This is a genomic window from Streptomyces sp. IBSBF 3136 (assembly GCF_036815105.1).
Lineage (GTDB): Bacteria > Actinomycetota > Actinomycetes > Streptomycetales > Streptomycetaceae > Streptomyces.
On record NZ_JAJSZC010000067.1, the window covers coordinates 25,565 to 45,295 of the forward strand.

At 71.8% G+C, this 19,731-nt stretch carries 21 protein-coding genes; 10 read left to right on the forward strand and 11 right to left on the reverse strand.

From position 1 onward, the window contains the following. Positions 1 to 48: 48 nt before the first annotated feature. Both V7E45_RS16800 and V7E45_RS16805 read right to left on the reverse strand, forming a co-directional pair. Entirely contained in the window at positions 49 to 2,289 is a 2,241-nt protein-coding gene (locus V7E45_RS16800; RefSeq protein WP_333774979.1) for a SpoIIE family protein phosphatase, read from the reverse strand. A 13-nt stretch (positions 2,290 to 2,302) separates the two neighbouring features. After that, positions 2,303 to 2,698 (reverse strand): STAS domain-containing protein, encoded by a 396-nt coding sequence (locus V7E45_RS16805; RefSeq protein ID WP_333774980.1) that lies wholly within the window; start codon positions 2,696 to 2,698, stop codon positions 2,303 to 2,305. A 379-nt stretch (positions 2,699 to 3,077) separates the two neighbouring features. On the opposite strand from V7E45_RS16805, the gene V7E45_RS16810 reads away from it, so the two are divergent. Continuing rightward, the gene (locus tag V7E45_RS16810; protein ID WP_333774981.1) at positions 3,078 to 3,923 is read left to right on the forward strand and encodes an RNA polymerase sigma factor SigF; all 846 of its coding nucleotides are present in this window, start codon (positions 3,078 to 3,080) and stop codon (positions 3,921 to 3,923) included. A 77-nt stretch (positions 3,924 to 4,000) separates the two neighbouring features. Here V7E45_RS16810 and V7E45_RS16815 read toward each other — a convergent pair whose 3' ends face one another. After that, complete coding sequence (locus V7E45_RS16815) at positions 4,001 to 4,363, reverse strand: STAS domain-containing protein (RefSeq protein ID WP_333774982.1); 363 nt, start codon at positions 4,361 to 4,363, stop codon at positions 4,001 to 4,003. A 145-nt stretch (positions 4,364 to 4,508) separates the two neighbouring features. On the opposite strand from V7E45_RS16815, the gene V7E45_RS16820 reads away from it, so the two are divergent. Next, the gene (locus tag V7E45_RS16820; RefSeq protein ID WP_333774983.1) at positions 4,509 to 4,985 is read left to right on the forward strand and encodes an ATP-binding protein; all 477 of its coding nucleotides are present in this window, start codon (positions 4,509 to 4,511) and stop codon (positions 4,983 to 4,985) included. 58 nt (positions 4,986 to 5,043) lie between these two features. Here the strand turns inward: V7E45_RS16820 and V7E45_RS16825 are convergent, their stop codons facing one another. Next, the gene (locus tag V7E45_RS16825; RefSeq protein WP_333774984.1) at positions 5,044 to 5,217 is read right to left on the reverse strand and encodes a CsbD family protein; all 174 of its coding nucleotides are present in this window, start codon (positions 5,215 to 5,217) and stop codon (positions 5,044 to 5,046) included. 163 nt (positions 5,218 to 5,380) lie between these two features. Here V7E45_RS16825 and V7E45_RS16830 point away from each other — a divergent pair, with 163 nt between their 5' ends. Then, complete coding sequence (locus V7E45_RS16830) at positions 5,381 to 5,551, forward strand: hydrophobic protein (protein ID WP_333774985.1); 171 nt, start codon at positions 5,381 to 5,383, stop codon at positions 5,549 to 5,551. A gap of 164 nt (positions 5,552 to 5,715) precedes the next feature. Here V7E45_RS16830 and V7E45_RS16835 read toward each other — a convergent pair whose 3' ends face one another. Further along, positions 5,716 to 6,138, reverse strand: a complete 423-nt coding sequence (locus V7E45_RS16835; protein WP_333774986.1) for an ASCH domain-containing protein — start codon at positions 6,136 to 6,138, stop codon at positions 5,716 to 5,718. 128 nt (positions 6,139 to 6,266) lie between these two features. On the opposite strand from V7E45_RS16835, the gene V7E45_RS16840 reads away from it, so the two are divergent. Beyond that, on the forward strand, positions 6,267 to 6,803 hold the full coding sequence (locus V7E45_RS16840) for a GNAT family N-acetyltransferase (protein ID WP_333774987.1): 537 nt from the start codon (positions 6,267 to 6,269) through the stop codon (positions 6,801 to 6,803). A gap of 115 nt (positions 6,804 to 6,918) precedes the next feature. Here the strand turns inward: V7E45_RS16840 and V7E45_RS16845 are convergent, their stop codons facing one another. Beyond that, positions 6,919 to 8,097 carry a GDSL-type esterase/lipase family protein gene (locus V7E45_RS16845; RefSeq protein WP_333774988.1) on the reverse strand — a complete coding sequence of 393 codons (1,179 nt, stop codon included), beginning with the start codon at positions 8,095 to 8,097 and terminating at the stop codon, positions 6,919 to 6,921. Between the two features lie 82 nt (positions 8,098 to 8,179). Further along, positions 8,180 to 8,749 carry a TetR/AcrR family transcriptional regulator gene (locus V7E45_RS16850; RefSeq protein WP_333775017.1) on the reverse strand — a complete coding sequence of 190 codons (570 nt, stop codon included), beginning with the start codon at positions 8,747 to 8,749 and terminating at the stop codon, positions 8,180 to 8,182. Between the two features lie 71 nt (positions 8,750 to 8,820). Here V7E45_RS16850 and V7E45_RS16855 point away from each other — a divergent pair, with 71 nt between their 5' ends. Then, positions 8,821 to 9,318 carry an FBP domain-containing protein gene (locus V7E45_RS16855; protein ID WP_333774989.1) on the forward strand — a complete coding sequence of 166 codons (498 nt, stop codon included), beginning with the start codon at positions 8,821 to 8,823 and terminating at the stop codon, positions 9,316 to 9,318. Positions 9,319 to 9,547: 229 nt separating this feature from the next. On the opposite strand, the gene V7E45_RS16860 is transcribed toward V7E45_RS16855, so the two are convergent. Both V7E45_RS16860 and V7E45_RS16865 read right to left on the reverse strand, forming a co-directional pair. Then, positions 9,548 to 10,189 carry a carbonic anhydrase gene (locus tag V7E45_RS16860; RefSeq protein ID WP_333774990.1) on the reverse strand — a complete coding sequence of 214 codons (642 nt, stop codon included), beginning with the start codon at positions 10,187 to 10,189 and terminating at the stop codon, positions 9,548 to 9,550. Positions 10,190 to 10,261: 72 nt separating this feature from the next. Beyond that, positions 10,262 to 10,888 (reverse strand): TetR/AcrR family transcriptional regulator, encoded by a 627-nt coding sequence (locus V7E45_RS16865; RefSeq protein ID WP_333774991.1) that lies wholly within the window; start codon positions 10,886 to 10,888, stop codon positions 10,262 to 10,264. A gap of 89 nt (positions 10,889 to 10,977) precedes the next feature. On the opposite strand from V7E45_RS16865, the gene V7E45_RS16870 reads away from it, so the two are divergent. Together V7E45_RS16870 and V7E45_RS16875 are read left to right on the forward strand one after the other, a co-directional pair. Then, entirely contained in the window at positions 10,978 to 11,394 is a 417-nt protein-coding gene (locus V7E45_RS16870; RefSeq protein WP_333774992.1) for a DUF4345 domain-containing protein, read from the forward strand. 241 nt (positions 11,395 to 11,635) lie between these two features. Continuing rightward, the gene (locus tag V7E45_RS16875; RefSeq protein WP_333774993.1) at positions 11,636 to 12,274 is read left to right on the forward strand and encodes a glyoxalase; all 639 of its coding nucleotides are present in this window, start codon (positions 11,636 to 11,638) and stop codon (positions 12,272 to 12,274) included. Between the two features lie 15 nt (positions 12,275 to 12,289). Here V7E45_RS16875 and V7E45_RS16880 read toward each other — a convergent pair whose 3' ends face one another. Further along, on the reverse strand, positions 12,290 to 12,625 hold the full coding sequence (locus tag V7E45_RS16880; protein ID WP_333774994.1) for a UBP-type zinc finger domain-containing protein: 336 nt from the start codon (positions 12,623 to 12,625) through the stop codon (positions 12,290 to 12,292). Between the two features lie 273 nt (positions 12,626 to 12,898). Here V7E45_RS16880 and V7E45_RS16885 point away from each other — a divergent pair, with 273 nt between their 5' ends. From V7E45_RS16885 to V7E45_RS16895, 3 genes are all read left to right on the forward strand, one after another. Beyond that, a complete protein-coding gene (locus tag V7E45_RS16885; RefSeq protein WP_333774995.1) occupies positions 12,899 to 14,095 on the forward strand; it encodes a carboxylate-amine ligase in 1,197 nt (398 codons plus the stop codon). Positions 14,096 to 14,274: 179 nt separating this feature from the next. Continuing rightward, positions 14,275 to 16,056 carry an N-acetylglutaminylglutamine amidotransferase gene (locus V7E45_RS16890; RefSeq protein ID WP_333774996.1) on the forward strand — a complete coding sequence of 594 codons (1,782 nt, stop codon included), beginning with the start codon at positions 14,275 to 14,277 and terminating at the stop codon, positions 16,054 to 16,056. Continuing rightward, on the forward strand, positions 16,032 to 18,608 hold the full coding sequence (locus V7E45_RS16895; RefSeq protein WP_333774997.1) for a prolyl oligopeptidase family serine peptidase: 2,577 nt from the start codon (positions 16,032 to 16,034) through the stop codon (positions 18,606 to 18,608). Before V7E45_RS16890 ends, V7E45_RS16895 begins: the two co-directional genes overlap by 25 nt. Before the next feature lie 173 nt (positions 18,609 to 18,781). Here V7E45_RS16895 and V7E45_RS16900 read toward each other — a convergent pair whose 3' ends face one another. Next, positions 18,782 to 19,708, reverse strand: a complete 927-nt coding sequence (locus tag V7E45_RS16900; RefSeq protein WP_333774998.1) for an EamA family transporter — start codon at positions 19,706 to 19,708, stop codon at positions 18,782 to 18,784. Between the last annotated feature and the right edge of the window lie 23 nt (positions 19,709 to 19,731).

Below are 19,731 nucleotides of genomic sequence, written 5' to 3' on the forward strand. Positions count from 1 at the left end.
CCCCCGAATGACGCTCCATGACCGCCGCTTCTCCTCGAAGTGCGCAGCCTATTTCGGCTCGCCACACCGCCGGTCGGAATCTCCCGCGGTGATGACCAGGGCGGCCTGGTCGTCCTCCACGGCCGTCGTGCCGGTGAACGTGTGCACTGCTTCGGTGAGGGTGGCGATGATCTCCTCGGGCCCGGTGTGGCGGTGCGTGCTCAGTGCGTGGGCCAGGCGTTCTTCGCCGAACTGCTCACCCTTGGGGTCGCGGACCTCGGTGAGGCCGTCGGTGTAGAGCACCAGGCTCTCCGCCGGACGGAGGCGGAGGCGGCGGGTGTCCAGATGAGGGCCGGCGGTGATGCCGAGAAGCGCGCCTTCGCAGTCGATGGCACGGGCACTCGAACTGTCGCCGATGTGCAGGGGGAGGGTGTGACCGGCGCGGACGAAGGTGATGTCGAGGCCGCCGTCACGGTGCGGGGTGAGGTGGCCGTAGACGAGCGTGACGAAGCCGGTCCCGTGGCTGTGGGGCCGGTCGAGGAGCGCTTTGTTGACCGCCTGGACGACGGCTTCGGGCCCTGGCAGGAGGGAGGCCACGGCGCGGGCGGTGTGACGGACGAGGGCGGTGGTGGTGGCGGCGGTGGCGCCGCGCCCGCAGACGTCGCCCAGCATGAACGCCCAGGTGTCATCGCCCAGGGGGAAGAGATCGTAGAAGTCGCCGCCGATGTCGAGCCCTTCGCCGGCGGGATGGTAGTACGTGGCGACTCGCGCGCCGGGCAGGGCGGGGACCTCGGGAAGCAGGAGGCCGGCTTGGAGGTCGCGGGCGAGGGTGACGCGCTGGGTGTACTGGCGGGCGTTCAGCGCGGCGGAGGCGGCGCGCCGGGCGAGTTCCTCGGCCAGTGCGACGGTGTGTCCGTCGAAGGTGTCGTCGCTGGTGGTGAGCAGGGTCAGGGTGCCGAAGATCCGGCCGCGGTCGAGCAGCGGGACGCACAGGTAGGCGGTGACCTTCAGATCGTCCCAGGGACCGGGCCCGGTGGGGGTGCGGCGGGCGACCTCGCTCAGCCGGGAGGTCAGGACGCGGGCGACGGCGTCATCGTCGGCGTCGTAGACCGGGACGTGGGAGGCGAGGAGGCGTTCTTCCTCCTCGGTGGGCGCCACGGCGGCTATGCGGCGGACACGACCGGACTCGACGACGTCGACCGCGCACAGCGGGGCCAGCTTGGGCGCGCACAGGTCGGCGAGCCGCCGCAGGGTCTCGGCGTAGTCCAGACCGGCGTTGAGCGAGGTGCTGGCTTCCAGCAGGAAGGCCAGGTCGTCGCGGGCGGCCTTCTCCTTGGCCTCGGCCGCCTTGCGGGCCTCTTCGGCCTGGTGGCGCTCGATGGCCAGCGCGGCGGTTTCGGCGAACACCCGCGCCAGGGCGACATCGGCGTCCTGCGGCGTACGAGCGGTGCGGTGGTACATCGCGAACGTGCCGAGCAAGGAGCCGTCGCGGGCGAGGATCGGGGTGGACCAGCAGGCCGCCACCCGGGCACGCGCGGCCAGGTCGCGGAAGTCGTCCCAGAAGGGGTGGGTGGCTATGTCGGCGACGACGACCGGCGCGCGGCGGTGCGCGGCGGTGCCGCAGGAGCCGATTCCCTCACCGGTGGGGATGCCGTCGATGGCCTCGTTGTAGAAGTCGGGCAGGCTGGGCGCGGCACCGTGGCGCAGGTGGCGGCCGTCGGCGTCGGCGAGCAGCACCGAGACGAGGACCTCGTCGGGTGTCAGCTCCTCGATGGCACGGGCCATGCCCTCCAGCACCTGCTTCAAGGGTGCCTGGAAGGCGATCTGCTCCAGCAGCACCCGGTGCTCGGCCGTCAGCCGCTGGGCGTGGATCAGTTGGGTGATCTCCACACCGATGACCCGGACGCCTACCACGTTGCCCCCCGCGTCGAGCCGCGGCTCGTAGGTGAAGTCGAAGAACGCCTCCCGAGCGTCACGCCCGGTGCCCAGTACAACGCGGGCGGCGCGGCCGACGTGCCGCTCGCCGGTGCGGTAGACGCGATCGAGCAGGGCGATGAAACCCTGGTCCATGAGTTCCGGCGCCAGCCGGCCGAGCGGTACTCCGGTGCGCACCCGGGCTTCGCCGCCGATGGCGGCGAAGAAGGCGGGGTTGGCCGCCTCCACCATGTGCGCCGGCCCGGCCAGGGACGCGAACACCGCGGGGGACTCCCCGAACAATGCGCGTAGATCGTGCTCAGCGCTCGTCGGAACGGAAACACCGGCCTCCGGTGAGGTGGCAGGGTCGGGCTGCTGGTCCGTCACGTAGGTCATCGCCCTGTCACCTTTAGCTTACGGAACGCAGCGGGGACGGACCGTCCTCGCCGCCGGGTGCCGGCACGGTGCCGCCGGCGCCCATGGCCTCATGAAGGGTGGCGTGGACCGGAATCGCCGTATCCAGGCCCGTCAGTGCGAACACCCGCGCGACGGACACGGGGACCGCGGCGAGCCGCAGCACTCCGCCTCGCGCGGAAAGACGCTGGTACACCCGCACCAGGCAGCCGATCCCGGAGGAGTCGCAGAACTCCAACGCCGAGCAGTCCACGACGAGCACCGACCGTCGTGCATCGGCGAGCACCTGATCGGCGGCCTCCTGAAGCTGAACGGCGCTGTCGTAGTCGAGCTCGCCGCGCAGCGTGAGCACACCCGTCCGCGCCGCCGACCAGATCTGTACCGAGAACACCTTCGACTGCCTCCGAACTCGTCAAGACCCCGATGGCGTGTCCGAGACCGATTGAGGTGTTCACCCACCCTGTCCACTGGCCCGGGTCAGAGTGGCACGGGGCGACCCCGGAGGGCAATCCGCCCCAGCGGTCCACGTGACCACCCACCGATCATGGTTCAACGCGGCCCGAGCCTGCGATCGCGGCGGCTATGAAACGAGTCAACCCACTGCGCTCCTGGGGAAACAGCCTTGCGCGCGGCGGTGCGGCGAGGGTCTGGACGCCGAACCGCACACTTTCGTGCGGTGGCAGGCATGCATGGGAGAAGACGGGGTAACCGCAGCTCCGTCGGCCGCTCGACGGCGGCCGGGCACGCATTCGAACCGGGAGGGGACCCTCATGGCTCTCACGAGCACGTTGGCGACAGGCACGCGGATTTCTGAGCTGCCGGAGGTCGCCGACCCTTCCCAGGTGGCGCCGAAGGACGCCCGCGAGCTGTCGCGGCTGTTCTTCCAGCAGCTGACCGTGCTGGAGGAGGGCACGCCCCAGTACCAGTACGCGCGGAACACGCTGATCGAGATGAACATGTCCCTGGTCCGCTACGCGGCCGGCCGGTTCCGCAGCCGCGGCCCGGAGGAGATGGAGGACATCGTCCAGGTCGGCATGATCGGTCTGATCAAGGCGATCGACCGGTTCGAGCTGTCCCGCGAAGTGGAGTTCACCTCCTTCGCCGTCCCCTACATCGTGGGCGAGATCAAGCGGTTCTTCCGTGACACCACCTGGGCCGTCCACGTGCCCCGCCGGCTCCAGGAGGCCCGGGTCCAGCTCGCCCACGCGACCGAGGAGCTGCGCAGCCGCCTGGACCGCGATCCGACGGTCAAGGAGCTGTCGGAGCTGATGAGCCTGCCCGAGGACGAGGTCCGCGAGGCCCGCCTGGCCTCCAACGGCTACAACTCCACCTCCCTCGACGCCGCCATCGGAGGCGGCGAGGACGGTGAAGCCGTCCTGCAGGACTTCATCGGGGTCGAGGACTCCGCGCTGGAGCTGGTGGAGGACTTTCACGCGCTGGCTCCGCTGATCGCCGCCCTGGACGAGCGGGACCGGCAGATCATCCACATGCGGTTCGTGGAGGAACTCACCCAGGCGCAGATCGGTGAGCGCCTGGGCGTCTCCCAGATGCACGTCTCCCGGCTCCTGTCCCGGTGCCTGAACCGCCTGCGCGAGGGGCTGCTCACCACCGGCTGACAACCGCCGCCCGTCCACGTCCAGCCTGACGCCCGTCACGCCCGTGGCGGGCATCAGCCACGTCCGCGTCCGGCCGTTCAGTCGCGCAGGGCGTCCTGGACGGTGGGGCGACACGGGATGACCTCGTCGAGGCCGACGATCTGGATGAGGCGCGACAGGGAGGGGCTGGGGGCGGCCAGGCGAAGCCAGCCTCCCGCGCTCCGCGCCGAGCGGTGGGCGACGATGAGGACGTTGATGCCGCTGGAGTCCATGAAGGTGATGCCGCTGAGGTTGAGCACCGTGCGGCGCGCCGAAGAGTCCCTGGCAGTCAGGGCCTGAAGGAGCTGGGGGCCGCTGTCGCGGTCGACCTCGCCGTGCGCGGCCACCACGGTGATGCCGTCGGTTTCGGTCAGCGTGATCGACAGTCTGTCGCCCGCCGATGCCTCTCGGTTGTCGTCCACGCTCTCCTGACCAGCCAGTACACAGGGTCAAGCCAGTGCTTCCTCGGCGAGGACCGGCTGGGGCATGGTACTGGTTATGGACCCGGATGGCCCTGTCACACGTGTACGCACGGCAGGCGTGGTACCCGGCCAGGCAGCAGACGGCATGCGGAGGGACAGGGTCGAAGTGGCGGGGCGGAACAACGAGCCGGACGACGATTGTTGCGGCGGACCGGGCGCCGGAGCGACAGAGGCGACCATCGCCCTGTCCGGAGACGGGTCGTGCATCGCCGAGGCACGCCATCAGGCCACCGCCTTCCTCACCCGGCACGAGTCCGGGGACCGGCCGAGAGTGCCCGCGCGTGTCGTGGGGCTGGCCGAGCTGGTGGTCAGCGAGCTGGTCACGAATGCCTGCAAGTACGCCCCCGGTCCCGTCCTGCTCAGCCTGCGCCTGGCCGGGGAAGCGCTTGAGGTGGAGGTGTGGGACAGCGCCCCGGTCCTGCCGACCGCCAGTAACGCCGATCCCCAGCGGGTGGGCCGGCACGGGCTGGAGATCGTGAAAGCCGTGGCAGCCGACCTCGCCGTCCTGCGGGACACGGTCGGCAAGCGCGTCACCGCACGCATTCTGCTCGATCCCGCCTGACACCGGAATGGGCCTTCCCTGGCAGGGAAGGCCCATTCCGGTGGAGCGAGAAAAGATGTCAGTGCTTGAAGGCGTCCTTCGTCTTTTCCTTGGCCTCGCGAGCGTCACCCTTGCTCTTCTCGGCCTGGCCCTCGGCGGCCATCCGGTCATTGCCGACGGCGTTGCCCACGGCTTCCTTGGTCTTGCCCGTGGCCTGCTCGGTCTTCGCCTTGGCCTTCTCGTTGGCAGTCATGAAAGGGGCCTCCTCAGAACCGTCCGTATCACTGTCTCGGTAACGGCCCTCGTGCCCCGCCTCTCCCCTCACAAACAAACCCGTCCCCTGCCGCGGACAAAGGCGCGGTGGCGGAATGCGCGAAGCGAAGCAGGGCAGACGGAGGGTCAGGAGGTCGATAACTATGGTTCCCCTTTTGCTTGTTCTGCTTCTCGCCCTGATCCTTTTCGGCGCCGGATTCGCCGTCAAGATCCTTTGGTGGGTGGCCGTCGCCGTCCTGGTGATCTGGCTCCTCGGTTTCGTCATGCGTTCCGCCAATTCGGGCGGCGGCCGCGGTCGCTGGTACCGATGGTGACCTGAGGCGACAGCTCCATACCCACCGCGTAGGGGGGGGGGGGGGGGGGGGGGGGGGGGGGGGGGGGGGGGGGGGGGGGGGGGGGGGGGGGGGNCCCCCCCCCCCCCCCCCCCCCCCCCCCCCCCCCCCCCCCCCCCCCCCCCCCCCCCTACGGGTTTGTCCGCTCAAGGACTGCCGGTCCCGACCACCCGGAAGCGTTCGGCCACGACGAGGGTGTCGTCATCGACGACGGGAGTGTGTCCCAGGAACCCGCTCACACCCTCGCTCCGGAAGAACTCCTCGTGGGCTGCCCGCCACTGCGCGGCGTCGGCGTAGCCACGCCCCTCGGCTCGCGCGAAGTCGTCGTCGATCTCCTTCATGGGAACGACGCGTACCTCGACGACCTCGATCGTGACGGCCGGACGGCCGTCGGAATCAAGCACCGCGAACCGCTGACCGGCCGCCGGTACTGCCTCCCCGGCGTGCTCGTAGATCTCCAGGAGACCCGTGAGCGCGGTCTTGTGACCGCTCAGGATCGCCGCCACGCCACGGTCACGCTCCGGGCCCGGAAAGGCGAGTTCGAGGGGCGGAAGATCGTCATGTCCCATCGAGCGAGCGTACGAGGCCCGATCGGATCGATCAAGAACCACCCCCAAGTGTGGGACAGTCAGGCGCCGTTGCCCACGCCGGCCGTGCGAGGTCGAGCCGTGCGGTCGAGAGGATCAGGAGCCGTTCCATGACCGATGAGATCACGCTGCGCCCAGTGACCGCTGACGATCTCGACCTGTTCGAACGCGAGTTCAGCGGACCCGAGGGGGCCGGCCCGTACCAGTGGTTCGGCTTCGGCTCATCGGCCGGCCTGCGCCGGCGGTTCACGGAGACCGGCCTGCTCGGCCCCGACGGCGGCGTGCTCTCCGTCGCGGAGGCGGGCAGGACCGTGGGCCGGGTCGAGTGGTTCGCCGGCACCTGGGGGCGCCCCGCGACCTCGACCTGCTGGACCCTGGCGATCGGTCTGGTGCCGGACGCGCACGGGCGTGGCATAGGCACGCGCGCCCAACGACTGCTGGCCGAGTACCTCTTCGACCACACCAGGGCCGAGCGGATCCAGGCCTGGACGGACTGCGCCAACCTCGCCGAGCAGCGTGCGCTGGAGAAGGCGGGCTTCGCCAGGGAGGGTGTGCTGCGGTCCGCCCAGTGGCGCGGGGGCGAGTGGCACGATCAGGTGATCTTCTCCCTGCTCCGCGGGGAGCTGTCCGACGCCGGAACGAGGTGAGCGCGAGCGCCTGGCGGCACTCTGCCCCCGGTCAGCCGGTCAGCCGGTCAGCCGGTCAGCCGGTCAGTCGGTCAGTCGGTCGGCCGGTGGGCCGGTAAGTCGACTGGCTCGGAGATCAGTTGGGCCCGGTGGCGAAGAGGCCGCCGGCGCCGAACACGAGCCGCGCGAAGTTCTCGGCGATGCGGCGGTGTCCCGCGGGGTCGGGATGGACCTCGTCGGGCAGCGGGAATTCCGCGTAGTCCTTCTCGCCGTACAGCTCACGGCCGTCGAGATAATGCAGGTGAGGGTCGTCGGCCGCCCGCTGCTCGACGGTCCGGGCGAGTTCGGCGCGGATGATGTTGAGCGTGAGGCGTCCCGCGGCGCGCTCGGTCGGGTCGCCCGTCGCCTTGAACCGCAGGGTCCTGCCGTCGAAGTTCGGTGCGAGCGGGCCGGGGGTGTCCTCCTGGACGGGACACAGCAGCGGCGACACGACCAGCAGCGGCGTCGTGGGGTGGCCCTCGCGGATGGTGTCGAGGAAGCCGTGGACCGCCGGAGCGAAGGCACGAAGCCGCATGACGTCGGCGTTGACGATGTTGATGCCGATCTTCACGCTGATCAGGTCCGCGGGAGCGTCGCGCATCGCCCTGGCGGTGAACGGGTCCAGCAGAGCGCTGCCGCCGAACCCCAGATTGACCAGCTCCACTTCGCCACGGGCGGCGGCCAGGGCAGGCCAAGTACCCGTCGGGTGAATGGCGTTGGAGCCATGGCTGATGGAACTGCCGTGGTGCAGCCACACCCTGCGCCCGCTGTCCGGGGCCGCCTCGACGGGCGCGTCGGTGCGCAGGGCGATCAGCTCGGTGATCTCCGTGTGCGGAAGCCAGATCTCCACCTCCTTGTCACCGGCCGGGAGGCCGGCGAACCGGGCGGTGCCGGCGGGCCCCTCGGTGAGTTCGGAGGACTGGGTGAGCATGTCGGTGACCGTGAGCACGTTGCCACCCGCGACCGTGGCCTGGGCGGTGAGACGGCCGTCGACCACGAGGTCGTACGTGCCGTCCGCCGGACCCGGGAACCCCCGATAGGCCCGCTTGGTCGGCAGCGTGTCCAGCTCGATGACGCTCGCCCCGGTGCGGAAGACCAGCCGCACGCCTGAGGGCTGGGCCTCCGCGATGGCGAGCTGATCGTCGGGAATCTGCCGACGTGCCCGAGCCGGAAGCCGGTGCGGCAGCAGACCGTGCGCGGTGATCTCCGCGTCGAGGTGACCGCGCAGGAGGTCCGCGGTGACGGGTGTGGTGATCCGGTCGTACTCGGTGCTCATGACGGGCCTCGGTCCGTTGCTCAATGGTTCGTGTGCGTCAGGGGCGGGCGCGGGGCCGGAGCGAGGCCCCGGGGGACAGGAGTCAGGACGTGGCCTTGCCGCGCAGGAGCGCGTCGAGGGCGTCCACCATCCAGGCCCACGACTCCCGCGCGTCGGGGGCGCTGTGCTCGAAGCCCCCGGCCAGCTCCAGGCTGACGTAGCCGTGGAAGACGCTGCCGAGCATCCGCACCGCGTGCGTCTGGTCCGGCTCGCTCAGGCGGTAGCCGCGCAGGATCGCCCGGGTCATCTGCGCGTGCCGCACGCCGGCGCTGGCGGCCGCCGTCTCGGGATCGAGCCGCAGCCGTGCCGCGTCGTACCGGCCCGGATGCTCGCGGGCGTAGTCGCGGTAGGCGTCCGCGAAGGCGGCCAGAGCGTCCTTGCCGGCCCGTCCGGCCAGGGCGTCGGCGACGCGGTCGGCGAGTTCCTCCAGGGCGAACAGGGCGATCCTGGTCTTCAGCTCCTGGGAGTTCTTCAGATGCGAGTACAGACTCGCGACCTTGACGTCGAAGCGCCGGGCGAGCGCCGAGACGGTCACCTGGTCGAAGCCGACCTCGTCGGCCAGCTCGGCCCCCGCCAGGGTCAGACGCTCAGGGGTCAGGCCCACTCTCACCATAGTCATCCTCCTGTTCGGCGACAACTATAAGTCATTTGCCTAAAGGCTTTAGGCAAATTAGCCTGCGACTCATGAGACCCCTGACCGAGCGGGAGATCCGCACCGCCTTCGTGAACTGCACCAAAGGTGAGGCCAAGCGCCTGTCCGTTCCGCACGACCTGGCCGAACAACCCTGGGACGACCTGGACTTCTTCGGCTGGCGGGACCCACAGGCCCCCGACCGCGCCTACCTCGTCACCGAGCTGGAGGACGGCCACCCCGTCGCGCTCGCTCTGCGCACCTCCGGGGCGTCCTCGTGGCAGACGCGACGCAGCATGTGCTCGCTCTGTCTGACCATCCACACCGGCGGCGTGACCCTCATGGTCGCCGCCAAGGCCGGCAGGGCCGGGCAGCAGGGCAACTCCGTGGGTGTCTACATGTGCGGCGACCTCGCCTGCCCGCTGTACGTGCGGGGCAGGAAGGACGCGGGCGTCGGCGCCCGCCTGCCGGAGTCGCTCACCCTGGAGGAGAAGGTCCAGCGGACCGTCGCGAACCTGGCGGCGTTCATCGCCCGGGTGACCGCCGCCTGAGGCGGGGGCCGGTCGCACGCCGCACGCCGCACGCCGCACGTCTCGTACGACTCCGCAAAGCGCTCGCTCCACCACGCCGGGCGCCGACGGGGGTTCCGCGGGGCGAGGAAGACCGGCACGCCGACGGTGGATCCGCGGGGCGAGGGAGCCGGCACTCATCGGGTCGACGACGCGCCGGCGCTCAGGCCGGGAGCCCCGGCCTGAGCGCCGTGTCGTTCGTCGAGCGGGGTCAGCTCGCCGAGCCCGCCGGGAGGGCGAGGCCGCGGACGGTGACCAGGTGGGCGGTGCCGTCGGCGAGCCGGTAGGACAGTCCGGCGACCGCGACCCGGCCCGCGTCCACCGCGTCGGCGAGGGTGCGGGAGCGCTCCAGCAGCAGGTCGACGGTGCGCCTTATGTGCTCGTCGATGAACTCGCCGTCCTCGGTGTGGCCGGCGGCGTGGGAGGCCAGCACGCTGGGGGTCACCTTCTCGACCACGTCGCGCACGTAGCCGCCCGCGGTGGTGCCGTCCTGGACGGCGGCGCGGGTCGCCGCGACCGCGCCACAGGCGTCGTGGCCGAGCACCACGACCAGGGGGCACTCCAGCACGCTGACCCCGTACTCGATGCTGCCGAGCACCTCCGGTCCCGCGACGTGTCCGGCGGTGCGGACGACGAACAGGTCACCCAGCCCCCGGTCGAAGATGATCTCGGCGGCCAGGCGGGAGTCGGAGCAGCCGAACAGCACCGCGAAGGGGCTCTGGGACGGAGCGGTCTCGGCGCGGCGGGCCGCGTCCTGGTTCGGGTGCTCCGTCGCACCGGCGACGAATCGCTGGTTGCCGGCCAACAGGGTGTCGAGCGCGGCCTGAGGTGATGAAGTGGGAGCGTCGATCATGGCCGCAGACTACGTCCTGCCGCCGCGCCCCGCGAGAGCGCCCCCCCTGCCGAGCAGGGGCGGCAGGGGACGTCACCGCTGTACGGGCCCGTGCCGCGGCCAGCCCGGGGCAGGGTCGCCCGCGAGCAGTGGCCGCAGGGCACCGAGGACCGCGCCGACGCAGACATCGCGCAACTGGGCGCGGGTGCAGGTTTCGTGGGTGAGCCAGTCGACGCAGAGAACCTGGACGAAGACCAGCCAGCTCTTGAGGACGCCGGACACGGCCTCGCGGGCCGTCTCGTCGGCGAGGGGCAGTACGGCCAGCAGCCGCGCGCGGAGTGCGTCCAGCTCGTTCGTCATGATCGTCTGGATCACCGGGTCGCCCGCCAGGACGCGGTTCGCGGCGAGGACGGCGTTGCGGTTCGCCACGAAGTAGTCGAGGTGGACGTCCATGCCCTGGATCAACTGTTCCACCAGCGAGTCCGCGGGGTCGAGACGTGTCTCCGCGAGCAGCTGGTCCGCCGCCTGCTGGTAGACGGCCGCGAAGAGGGCGTGCTTGCTGGGGAAGTGGCGGTAGAGCAGGGCTCGGGAGACGCCGGCCTCCTCGGCGACGTGCTCCATCAGCACGTCGGCGTACGGGTGTGCGGCGAACAGCCGGGCGCCGACGGCGAGGAGCTGGGCGCGGCGGGCGTCGGGGGTGAGTCGTTGGCGGGATGGCACGACCGAAGTCTAGTTGACATACGTCTACTAGGGCGCCCACTCTAGTAGACGGGTGTCAACTAGTCTCCGCATCGCGACTTGGGGGAACGATGGCCAGGACTCTGCGCGTACTGACACAGTTGATGGGCTGGTCGTGTGTGGCGATCGGTCTGTTCCACGTGGCCCTCGGCAACGCGGCGATCCCGGGGGCAGGCTCCGCGGGTGCGACGATCGACAGTTGGGGCCGGTTCATGGGTGCCAGCTTCGTCGGCTACGGGCTTGCCTGGCTCTGGGCCGCGCGGCAGCGCCCCGTCCCGGCCCGGGCGGTGCGGTGGCTGGCGGGCGTGTTCCTGCTCGGCGGCGTGGGCCGGCTGCTCTCGCTCGCCGTGCACGGCCGGCCGCAGTGGTTCCAGATCGCGCTGGCGGTGATCGAGCTGGGTCTGCCGCCGGTCCTCTTCTGGCTGGCCGACGCTGAGGAGCGGGCCCCGCGCGGCGATGCGCGAACCGTGTCCGCCGCCGGCCGGTGAGCGCGGGGGAGCGACTCATCCGAACCGCGCGCCCGGCCGGGGAAGCCGACGGCGACGCCGTCCGAAACGGGTCAGCCGAAGGGACCGACCGAACCGACCGACGACTGGACGCTCAGCCGAACCGGCCGACCGAACCGACCGACGACTGGACGCTCAGCCGAACCGGCCGGGCGAACCGCTCGGTCGAACCGGTCAGTTTTCGAGAAGCGCCGGGCGCCCGGCCGCTTCTACCGTCGAAGGCATGAACTCCATCGACGCCGTCACCCTGGAAGTGGCCGACCTCGCGGCCGCCACACGCTTCTACTCCGCCGTCCTCGGGCCCGACTCGCCGCATCTGCGCCTGAGGACCTCGTCCCACGCCACGTCCGGCTTCCGCGGATTCACGCTGTCGCTGGTGGTGTCCCAGCCGGGCAACGTGGACGCCCTCGTCGCCGCCGCCCTCGACGCCGGTGCCACGCCCCTCAAGGCGGCGTCGAAGTCGCTGTGGGGCTACGGCGGGGTCGTCCAGGCCCCGGACGGCACGATCGTCAAGATCGCCACATCGACGAAGAAGGACAGCGGCCCGGTCACCCCCGCCTTCGACGAGATCGTGCTTCTGCTCGGCGTCGAGGACGTGAAGGCCACCAAGCAGTTCTACGCCGAGCGGGGTCTGGTCGTGGGAAGGGGCTTCGGCGGCAAGTACGTGGAGTTCGCCTCCGACCCGGGCCACGTCAAGCTGGCGCTGTACAAGCGCCGGGCCCTCGCCAAGGATGCGGGGGTGCCCGCCGAGGGCACGGGATCGCACCGGCTCGTCCTCTCCGGCACCGCCGGCCCCTGTGCGGACCTGGACGGGTTCGTCTGGGAAGCCGGTGTCAGTGCCCCGGTGACCGCGGCCGGCTGAGCGGAACTCGGCCGCTCATTTCACCGAGCGGCCACCCCGAGGCCGCAGGAAGACCTCGTCCACGTAGCACCAGGCCCACAGCTCGCCCGGATCCGCTGACCGTGCGAGAGGGTGCCCGGTCGCCTCGTGATGAGCGGTGGCGTGAGCGCCCGGTGAACTGTCACTGCACCCGATGTGGCCGCAGGTCAGGCAGAGCCGCAGGCCGCCTGCCCTCCCGTCCCGTCCCCGGGCGGCGCACTCCGGGCAGGCATCGCTCCGCGGCGCGGGTTCCGGATCAGGAGCGACGTCGAGGTGAACGCAGCCGCGGCCCTTCGGCCGGCCTCCGTCCGGCCGTACCTCCCACCGGGTCATGGCGTCACCTCCTCCGTGCGGGGCGAAATCCTGATCGCCGCCTCCTCTGCCCCTCTCCCATCCACCCTTCGCGCGTTCATGGTGGCTCGGATGCGGCTCGCGTCGCACTGCGGCGCTCATCTGTGATGGGCATGCCTCCGTAGAGCGGCCTATGGTTAGTAATGAGTCATCTGGGAACCCAGAGGTGCACAGCTCGGGTGTCGCCGTACCGGCGGGTTCGGTCCGGTCCCGGGCGAGGCAGTCGGACGTCCCGCCCGCCCTCTCTGGAGTGTCATGACCGTTCGTATCGGAGTGGAGGAAGAGTTCCACATCGTCGAGGTGGGCACGGGGCTGCTCGTGCCTCGTGCCGCGGCGGTGCTGGAAGGACTTCCCGAGCAGACTTTCACCACCGAGCTCCAGCAGTCGACCGTCGAGTCGAACAGCGGTGTGCACTCGTCCCTGGACGGCCTGTACAGCGACGTCATCGGCACCCGGCGCCGGCTCGACGCCGCGGCGGGGGCCCACGGCCTGGCCGTGGTGGCCGCCGGGACCGTCCCGCTGGCGCGTACCGAGGACATACGTCCCACCGCGGGCGACCGCTACCGTCACATGGTCGACGAGTACCGCATGATCGCCGACGAGCAGCTCATCTGCGGAACGCACGTCCACGTCGACGTCCCCGACCGTGACCTCGCCGTACGCGTCATGTGCGAGGTGTCCCCCTGGCTGCACGTGCTGCTGGCCCTGTCCGCCAGCTCGCCGTTCTGGGAGGGCGCCGACACGGGATACGCCAGCTGGCGGACCATGCTGTGGCAGCGCTGGCCCACCGCGGGGCCGCCCGGCTGCTTCGCCGACGCCGCCGAGTACGACGCGGCCGTGCGGTGCCTCGTCGACTCCGGCGTCATCAGTGACGCGGGAATGATCTACTACGACATCCGGCCCTCCGCCCACCAGCCGACCCTCGAACTGCGCATCTGCGACGCCTGTCCGGGCGCGGAAACGGTTGTGCTGATCGCCGGGCTCTTCCGCGCTCTGGTGACCGACGCACGCCGGCGGCTCGAAGCGGGCGACGCCCCGGCCTGCGCGGGCCGGCACGAGTGGCTGCGTGCCGCTGCGTGGCGGGCCGCGCGCTCAGGGCTTGAAGGGAACCTGATCGACCCCGGCACGCGGCACGAGGCGCCCGCGGCCGAAGTCGTCCGCGACCTGCTGCGACGGGTGGGCCCGGCGCTCGATGCCGCCGGAGACCGGCAGACGATCCGCGACCTCGCCGAGAGGGCGCTCGCGGCCGGCAGCGCCGCCCACCGCATGCGCCGCACGGCTGCCGCGGAGGGCCTGCTGGCCTGCACCGACCTGGCGATCGCGGAAACCCGTGGCGACGACCACCCGCGCCCGCGGCCCGTCGCCGCCGACCCCGACCGGCGCGTCGCGCTCTGCGAGCGCTTCGCCGCGAGCACCTACGGAGCGCGCCCGGCATGGGCCGCCGGCCTTTGAGGTGAACACGAGCCGTTGAGCCTTCTCATCCACCGACCCACCACCTGCACGCTCTTGTCGCTAAGGAGAGACAGCACCGTGTCGACCAGTCCCGACCACATGACGCCGGGCGGGCCCGCGCACAGCGCAGCGCTGTGCGACGCGCGCGCCCCGTACGCGCAGTGGGGAGGTGGTTCCGGATGTGCGGCCTGAGCGGAGAGATGCGCTTCGACGGCTCGCGGCCCGACCTGGCGGCCGTCGAACGCATGAGTGACCGTCTCGCCGCCCGCGGCCCCGACGGACACGGCATCTGGTCGCGGGGCGCCGTGGCCCTGGGGCACCGCCGACTGAAGATCATCGACCTCTCCGAGCGAGGGGACCAGCCGATGACCGACTCCCAGCTGCACCTCACCGGTGTCTTCAACGGCTGCATCTACAACTACGAGGACCTGCGCGTCGAACTCAAGGCCCTGGGTCACCGCTTCAGCTCCACGTCCGACACCGAGGTCGTCCTCAAGGCCTACCAGCAGTGGGGTACCGACTGCGTCGACCGGTTCCGCGGCATGTTCGCCTTCGCCATCGTCGAACACCGCACCGGCCGGCTGGTCCTCGGGCGCGACCGGCTGGGCATCAAGCCCCTCTACCTCGCGCAGACACCGGAGCGGCTGCGTTTCGCCTCCTCGCTGCCCGCCCTGCTCGCGGCCGGCGACGTCGACACCTCGCTGGACCCGGCCGCCCTGCACCAGTACTTCAGCTGGCACGCGACCGTGGCCGCGCCCCGCACCGTGCTGAGCGGGGTGCGCAAGCTGCCCCCGGCCACCGTGCGGATCGTGGAGCCGGACGGCAGCCACCGGGAGCACTGCTACTGGCAGCCGTCGTACACGCGCCGTCCCGAGCACGCGGGCATGAGCGCCACCGAGTGGCGGGACGCGGTGCTGGACGCGCTGCGCACCGCCGTACGCCGCCGGATGGTCGCCGACGTGCCGGTCGGCGTCCTGCTCTCCGGTGGTCTGGACTCCAGCCTGATCGTCGCCCTCCTGGCCGACGAGGGCCAGCGCGACCTCGCGACGTTCAGCGTGGGCTTCGAGTCGGAAGGCGGCGCGGACGGAGACGAGTTCCGCTACTCCGACCTGGTCGCGCGGGAGTTCGCCACCGACCACCACCAGCTGGTCATCCCCTCGCACCGCGTGTCGAGCGCCCTGGACGCGACGGTCGCGGCGATGAGCGAGCCGATGATGAGCCACGACACGGTCGCCTTCCACCTGCTGTCCGAGGAGGTGGCCAAGAACGTCAAGGTCGTCCAGAGCGGGCAGGGCGCCGACGAGGTCTTCGCCGGTTACCACTGGTACCCGCGACTGGCCGACGCGGCCCGCGAGGAGGAGCCGGAGAGGTACGCCGAGACGTACTTCGACCGGTCCCACGCCGACCTCGCCGCGATACTGCAACCGCACATGCTGCCCGAGGACGACGTCTCGCGCCGGTTCGTGCGCGAGCACATGGCGGTGCCGGGGGCCGAGACCGCGCTCGACGCCGCCCTGCGGCTCGACACCCACGTCATGCTCGTGGACGACCCGGTCAAGAGGGTCGACAACATGACCATGGACTGGGGCCTGGAGGCCCGCGTGCCGTTCCTCGACCATGAACTGGTCGAGCTGGCCGCCGCCTGCCCGCCGGAGCTGAAGCTGGCCGACGGCGGCAAGGGCGTCCTGAAGGAGGCCGGCCGCAAACTGCTGCCCCACGAGGTGGTCGACCGCCCCAAGGGCTACTTCCCGGTCCCGGCGATCACCCACATGGCCGGACCCGTCCTGGAAAGGGTGCGAGCGGCGCTCAACGCCCCCGAGGCCAAACGGCGCGGCATCTTCCAGGACCGCTACGTCGCCGAACTCCTGGCGGCACCCGACCGACACCGCACCAAGCGCGGAGCGAACGCGCTGTGGCAACTTGCTTTGCTGGAGATATGGCTGCAGACGCACGGAATCTGACCGGAGGACCGGAAGCCGTCGCGCAGGGCGCACCCGGCAGGGGCGGGGCCCCTGCCGGGAGCAGCCCTGCCGGGACCGCCCCTGCGGGCGGCGCGCCTCCGGGGAGTCCCCCGGCGCGGAGCACCCCCGCCGGGGGTACCGCTGCCCACAGCCACGCCCCCGCGGACCCGGCGCCGCCTGACGCGGACGGCCGCCCGAAACTCGACGGCGGGCCGCGCCCGCCAGCTCCCGACGGCCGCGGCCCCGCCTTCGCGGCGCCCGCCCGCATCCCGCTCCCGGACGCCTCCGGGCCGCGCGAGGCGACGACGCGGCTCATCGCCCACGGCTGCTGGTACCCCTCGGCCGACCCCGCCGGCACCCACGTCGCCTTCATCTGCGACCGGGGCGGCGTACCCCAGCTCTGGGTTGGTCCCGTCGACGGCGACGCGCCGCGGCTGCTCGACGACGGACCGGATCCCGTCCGGGAGGTGTCCTGGTCACCCGACGGGCGATGGATCGCCTACACCACCGCCCCCGGGGGCGGGGAGCAGAAACGGGTGCTGTGCGTACGGCCCGACGGCAGCGACCGCCACATCATGGCCGGCGCCGAGCCGGGCAGCTCCGCCCACCTGGGCTGCTGGGCACACGACGGTTCGGCGGTCGCCGTCACCGTCGCGGTCCCCACCGAGCCCACCCCCGAGGCCACGGCGGAGCCCGCTCTCACCGGCGGCGGCCGGGCCACGGACCGGCTGTCCGAGCACGGGCAGGGCCCGATGGGCGATGCCGTGCTCTTCGACGCCGCACGTCTCGACGTGGCCCCGCCCGGCGGCCACGGACTCGCACCGCCCTCAGCCCCCACGGACCGCGAACCGGGCACCGCGTCACCCCAGACGACCACCGAGGCACTGATGATCGGCGCTCTCGGTGACCCGCACGCCTACCCGGCGGCCGGCTTCGGCGACGGACTGTCGGCTTACCTCATCGACCCGGACGGGCTGACCGCCCCCGTACTGCTCGCCACCGAGAAGGACGCGGCGACGCTGCGCGTGTGCGACCTCAGCCGTGACGGCACCCTGGCACTGCTGCGCCGGGGGCCCCGCGGGCGGCGCGAGGCCGTGGTCCTGCGCACCACCGACCACGTGACGACCTGCGTGACGCCGGTCGCCGACGGCGACCCGTGGATCGGCGCCTTCTCACCCGGCGCGGACACCCTCTGGCTGCGCAGCGACGCCTACCGCGAGTTCGCGGTCCTGCTCGCCGCCGAACTCGACCCGGAAGGGCAGCCGCGCGGCTGGTCCGTTCGGGCATCGCGGGACGACAGCGACCTTGAACTGCTGCGCTGCGTCCACGACGGCAGCGCAGCCGTCCTCGCCTGGAACGTCCGGGGCACGAGCGAGGTCGAGATCTTCGACGTCGCCCCGTCCGGCGCCACGGGCACGCCGGCCGGTGCGACGGGGGCTACGGCGGGCACGTCGGGAACCGCGTCCGTCACGGCGGACACCGCAGCCGGTACGACATCGGCTCTGACCCTGCTCCGTACGACCGATTCCGCGCCCGATACGACGAGCGCCACGCCCCTCACGGTGGGGGCCCCGCCCGAACGGTCCGGCCCCGTGCTCGAGTTGCCGCACGAAGTGGTCACCCGCATCGTCGACGCCGGCCCGGGACGACTGCTCCTGGCCCTCTCGGGATCGCAGCGGCGCCCCGGGATCTGGTGGCTCCCCGGGGGAGTGGCCATGGCGCGTACCCCCTGGTCGTCGGCGGACGAGGACGCCGTTCCCCCGGGCCGCCCACCCGTACGCCCCGTGCACCGCCGCCTGACCGCGCGGGACGGGGTGCCGCTCAACGGCTGGTACTACCGCGCACCCGGTCGCAACCCCGGGGAGCCGGCGCCCTGTGTCATCTACCTCCACGGCGGCCCCGAGGACCAGGAGCGCCCCGTCCTCGAACCGCTCTACCACGAGATCGTGGGCCGGGGGGTGGACGTCTTCGCCCCCGACGTGCGCGGGTCGTCCGGATACGGCAGGTCGTTCGTCGACTCGGACCTGGGCGAAGGCCGCTTCGCCGCCATCGACGACGTGGCGGACTGCGCCGCCCACGTGGTGCTGAGCGGATCGGCCGACCCCTCCCGGCTCGCGGTCATGGGCCGCTCCTACGGCGGCTACCTCACCTTCGCCTCGCTGGTCTGGCACCCGGACCTGTTCCGCACCGGCGTCGCGGTGTGCGGCATGTCGGACTTCGCGACGTTCTTCCAGGGCACCGAACCGTGGCTCGCCCAGTCGGCGGCCCACAAGTACGGCCACCCCGAACGTGACCGCGAACTCCTGCGCCGGCTCTCGCCCATGAGCCGCATCGACGCGCTGCGGGCGCCGCTGCTCGCCGTGCACGGGGAGCACGACACCAACGTCCCGCCGGGGGAGTCCGAGCAGTTCGTACGGGCGGCCCGCGAACGCGGCCTGAACGCCGAACTGCTCACGCTGCGCGACGAGGGCCACGACTTCCTCCGCGCCGACAACCGCCGCCTCTTCCGCCGCGCGGCCGCCGACTGGCTGCAACGACACCTGACCGGCTGACCGGTCGGCGGGCTTCGTCGTTCCTGGACGCGGTCCGGGAAGACGCGGTTCCACGCGGACGTCCCGCCGACGCTGCCGTCGGCGCGCACCGCCTCCGGTGCGTGAAAGCACGGTCTCCACGTGCGCCTGTGGTGCCTGTGTGACTCCCGTGGCGCGGTGGGTCGTTGCCCTGGTCAGGACACTTTCTGGACGCAGGGCTGGGCGCCGGCCGGTGTGGCGGCGGCCGACGGCTCTGTCCGGCGGTCGCCTGTGCGGGTCGCGCCGATGCTCGCGACGACGACGCAGGCGATTCCGGCCGCCGGTGCCAGGCCGGGCTTCTGGCTGAGCACGAGGAAGCCGATCAGCATCGCGATGGCCGGTTCGAGGCTCATCAGGGTGCCGAAGGCGGAGGTGGTCAGGCGGCGCAGCGCGAGGAATTCGAGGGCGAAGGGCAGTACCGGGCTCAGGACGGCCAGGGCGAGCATGGTCCACATGGCCGGCCAGGTCACGCGGGTCGAGAGGGTGGGCGCGGCGATGAGCGTGCCGATCAGCGCGGCGACGGGCAGTGAGACGGCCAGGCCCTTCAGGCCGGTGACGCGGTCGCCGACGCGCTGGGTCAGCAGGATGTAGGCGGCCCAGCAGGCGGCGGCGGCAAGCGCGTAACCCGTACCGAGCAGGTCGAGGCCGCCGTGCCAGGGTTCGGTCAGCAGTACGACGCCGATCGCTGCCGCGGCGGTCCACACCCGTCGGCCATGCCCGGGCCCGTAAAGGGAGACTGCCAGCGGGCCGAGGAACTCCAGCGCGCTCGCGGTGCCCAGCGGCAGGTGGGGGAGGGCGAGCATGAAGAACATCATCATGCCCGCGGTCGCGCCGCCGAGCACGACGCAGGCCGACAGGTCCCCGGGGGCGAAGTCGCGGCGACGGGGCCGGACGAGGACGAGCAGGAGCAGCCCGGCCCAGCCCAGGCGCAGCCCCGCCGTGCCCAGCGCGCTGAGCCGGTCGAACAGGGGAACGGTCAGCGCCGAGCCGAGCTGGACGGTGGACATGGAGGCGACCGCCATCACGAACCCGGCCCGCGCACCGCTCGGACGGGACGGGCGTGATGGCTTGAACGAACTCATGGCCCCCAGTGAAAACCCCGACC

Bases quoted from the DNA above. Each gene is read 5' to 3' on its own strand.
- V7E45_RS16850 (WP_333775017.1), bottom strand. From the start codon at position 8,749: ATGGTGAGAGTGGGCCTGACCCCTGAGCGTCTGACCCTGGCGGGGGCC.
- V7E45_RS16835 (WP_333774986.1), bottom strand. From the start codon at position 6,138: ATGGGACATGACGATCTTCCGCCCCTCGAACTCGCCTTTCCGGGCCCG.
- V7E45_RS16855 (WP_333774989.1), top strand. From the start codon at position 8,821: ATGAGACCCCTGACCGAGCGGGAGATCCGCACCGCCTTCGTGAACTGC.
- V7E45_RS16845 (WP_333774988.1), bottom strand. From the start codon at position 8,097: ATGAGCACCGAGTACGACCGGATCACCACACCCGTCACCGCGGACCTC.
- V7E45_RS16880 (WP_333774994.1), bottom strand. From the start codon at position 12,625: ATGACCCGGTGGGAGGTACGGCCGGACGGAGGCCGGCCGAAGGGCCGC.
- V7E45_RS16825 (WP_333774984.1), bottom strand. From the start codon at position 5,217: ATGACTGCCAACGAGAAGGCCAAGGCGAAGACCGAGCAGGCCACGGGC.
- V7E45_RS16875 (WP_333774993.1), top strand. From the start codon at position 11,636: ATGAACTCCATCGACGCCGTCACCCTGGAAGTGGCCGACCTCGCGGCC.
- V7E45_RS16895 (WP_333774997.1), top strand. From the start codon at position 16,032: ATGGCTGCAGACGCACGGAATCTGACCGGAGGACCGGAAGCCGTCGCG.
- V7E45_RS16830 (WP_333774985.1), top strand. From the start codon at position 5,381: ATGGTTCCCCTTTTGCTTGTTCTGCTTCTCGCCCTGATCCTTTTCGGC.
- V7E45_RS16870 (WP_333774992.1), top strand. From the start codon at position 10,978: ATGGCCAGGACTCTGCGCGTACTGACACAGTTGATGGGCTGGTCGTGT.
- V7E45_RS16885 (WP_333774995.1), top strand. From the start codon at position 12,899: ATGACCGTTCGTATCGGAGTGGAGGAAGAGTTCCACATCGTCGAGGTG.
- V7E45_RS16840 (WP_333774987.1), top strand. From the start codon at position 6,267: ATGACCGATGAGATCACGCTGCGCCCAGTGACCGCTGACGATCTCGAC.
- V7E45_RS16860 (WP_333774990.1), bottom strand. From the start codon at position 10,189: ATGATCGACGCTCCCACTTCATCACCTCAGGCCGCGCTCGACACCCTG.
- V7E45_RS16820 (WP_333774983.1), top strand. From the start codon at position 4,509: ATGCGGAGGGACAGGGTCGAAGTGGCGGGGCGGAACAACGAGCCGGAC.
- V7E45_RS16900 (WP_333774998.1), bottom strand. From the start codon at position 19,708: ATGAGTTCGTTCAAGCCATCACGCCCGTCCCGTCCGAGCGGTGCGCGG.
- V7E45_RS16800 (WP_333774979.1), bottom strand. From the start codon at position 2,289: ATGACCTACGTGACGGACCAGCAGCCCGACCCTGCCACCTCACCGGAG.
- V7E45_RS16810 (WP_333774981.1), top strand. From the start codon at position 3,078: ATGGCTCTCACGAGCACGTTGGCGACAGGCACGCGGATTTCTGAGCTG.
- V7E45_RS16890 (WP_333774996.1), top strand. From the start codon at position 14,275: ATGTGCGGCCTGAGCGGAGAGATGCGCTTCGACGGCTCGCGGCCCGAC.